Raw genomic sequence first — 1,955 nt, forward strand, 5'->3', positions numbered from 1 at the left:
CGAACTGACCGATCCCCTGCTCACCCGCCAGGAACCGCACCGCCCGACCCAGAAAAGCCCGGTTCGCCCGCGCGTACCTCTTCGTACCAGGAAGGAGCACTTCCACCATGGCAGCCGCTTCACGATCAACCTCGTAGAAGTCCCTGCCCCCCAGCCAGAAGTCGTACATACGCGCCACATTCGGCACCGCCGCGCCAACGGGCGGACTGCCTGTCGGGAACCTGCGCCGATGACCCAGAAGATCCGCATCGCACCCATGCGCGTCAGGCGATGTAAGGGCTTCACTTGTTCTCTCGGGGGAGATCCGATTGGCCTTATCCTGTTTCACGGGTCAGGACCTCGATTCCTGATCAAGGCCCCGGACCACCCCTGGTGTTCACGCACCAGGGCCGGGGCCGCTTAACGGCTACAGGCAAACCGCGATGTAGAGCCGCGAACTGCCTACGTCACGCCCCATGGAACCGCCACCCGGGCTACCGTGGGAGATGTTGCCCGTTGTCCTCTGCCACCAGGCAACAGGCAACAGCGTCACCCGCCACCTTCAGTTCCGAGACACAGGCGTGCAATGACGACCTTCGGTGAGAAAACGCGAGAGCTGATGACCCAGCGCGGGATCTCCCTGCGCAAGCTGGCCGCAGCCGCCAACTACGACGCCGGATACCTCTCCAAAATCCTCAACGGCCACAAACCCCCCACGATGGAACTAGCCCGGCAGCTAGAAACCGTCCTCGCTGCGCCCGGGGATCTCGTGGAGTTCGTACCACCATCGGCACGTTGTACTTCGGACGATTCCGGGACAGACGATGAGCTTGATGCGCTAGAACTCTCGCGTCGCGCCGCCGCGAGTGACATTGGCACCGAGACTCTCCACAGGCTAGAACTGGCGGTGGATGATCTGGCAACGGCCTACCCCGGCACACCTCCGCAGGAGTTGCTTGGTCGAATACGCAAGCACCTGGCCTACGTCGTGAGGCTGATGGACGCGAGGAAGACCCTCAGCGAACAGCGTCGCCTACTCGTGGTCGGCGGTTGGCTGTCGTTGCTGGGGTCCACATGCCACATCGATCTTCGTCAACTCCCATCCGCCACGGCTCGCCTAAAAACTGCCGCTCAGTTGGCGAAGCAAACTGAGCACCACGAACTAGCCGCCTGGTGTCTGGAAACCGAGGCATGGCAAGCACTCACAGCAGGTGACTACCGCCGAGCCTTAACGCTTTCCCAGGGTGCCCAAGCCCTTGCACCTCGCAATGGATCTGCCTTCATCCAGGCAGTAGCGCAAGAGGGACGCGTATGGGCACGGCTTGGAGCCGCCCAGGAAACGCGGGATGCGCTCAACCGCGTGGCCCGACTTGTCTCCCCATTGCCGATGCCTGATCGTCCCGAGCACCACTACCGCTATGATCCCGCGAAGAGTGACGCCTATGTGGCGACCACTCTTTCGTGGCTAGGAGACCCGGCAGCCGAGCCGTACGCCCGTCAAGTGCTTGCCCGTCTGGAGTCAGCGACGGACGGACCACCGCGTCCACGCAGAGCTGTCTCCGCTCGTCTCGACCTCGCCCTGGCACTCATGGCTGCCGATCAAGCCGACGAGGCCGGACACCTTACTCTGAGCGCCATCACAAGCGGTCTCCTGGTGCCCTCCAACTATTGGAGAGCCAGGGAAGTAATAGCTGCCGTCGCCGCACGCCGCCTTCCTGAGACCGCCGAGCTACGCGAGGCATATCGCGAACTCTCCGATCAACCCGAGCTGACCGCATAGCGATGCGCACGCCGTCAGCGGCAGAGTTCCGGTAGCGCTCGATTCAAGACTCTTTGGCAACCCCTCGGGTTGCCCGCCGCACTGCGTGCCTACGGCCCGCTGGACCCGCCGTAGACCTGCATCGGCTAGGCACCGCACGGCACAGCGGGGCTACCGAATCGTTTCGGAGCCAACTTCATGGGGACCCCTCCAAGAT

2 protein-coding genes are annotated in these 1,955 nt (G+C 63.2%); one reads left to right on the top strand and one right to left on the bottom strand.

Annotated elements, in window-relative coordinates; translation table 11 throughout:
* Nucleotides 1–328, bottom strand: a 328-nt coding sequence (locus E1267_RS47750; protein WP_342774966.1) for an SAM-dependent methyltransferase, incomplete at its 3' end; no start/stop codon positions are given.
* A 237-nt stretch (nt 329–565) separates the two neighbouring features.
* Here E1267_RS47750 and E1267_RS43560 point away from each other — a divergent pair.
* Nucleotides 566–1,759, top strand: a complete 1,194-nt coding sequence (locus E1267_RS43560) for a helix-turn-helix domain-containing protein (RefSeq protein WP_132342144.1) — start codon at nt 566–568, stop codon at nt 1,757–1,759.
* Nucleotides 1,760–1,955 lie beyond the last annotated feature (196 nt).

The organism is Nonomuraea longispora (genome assembly GCF_004348345.1).
GTDB lineage: Bacteria > Actinomycetota > Actinomycetes > Streptosporangiales > Streptosporangiaceae > Nonomuraea > Nonomuraea longispora.

Coding starts and splice junctions, on each gene's coding strand:
- E1267_RS43560 (WP_132342144.1), top strand. CDS start 566: ATGACGACCTTCGGTGAGAAAACGCGAGAGCTGATGACCCAGCGCGGG.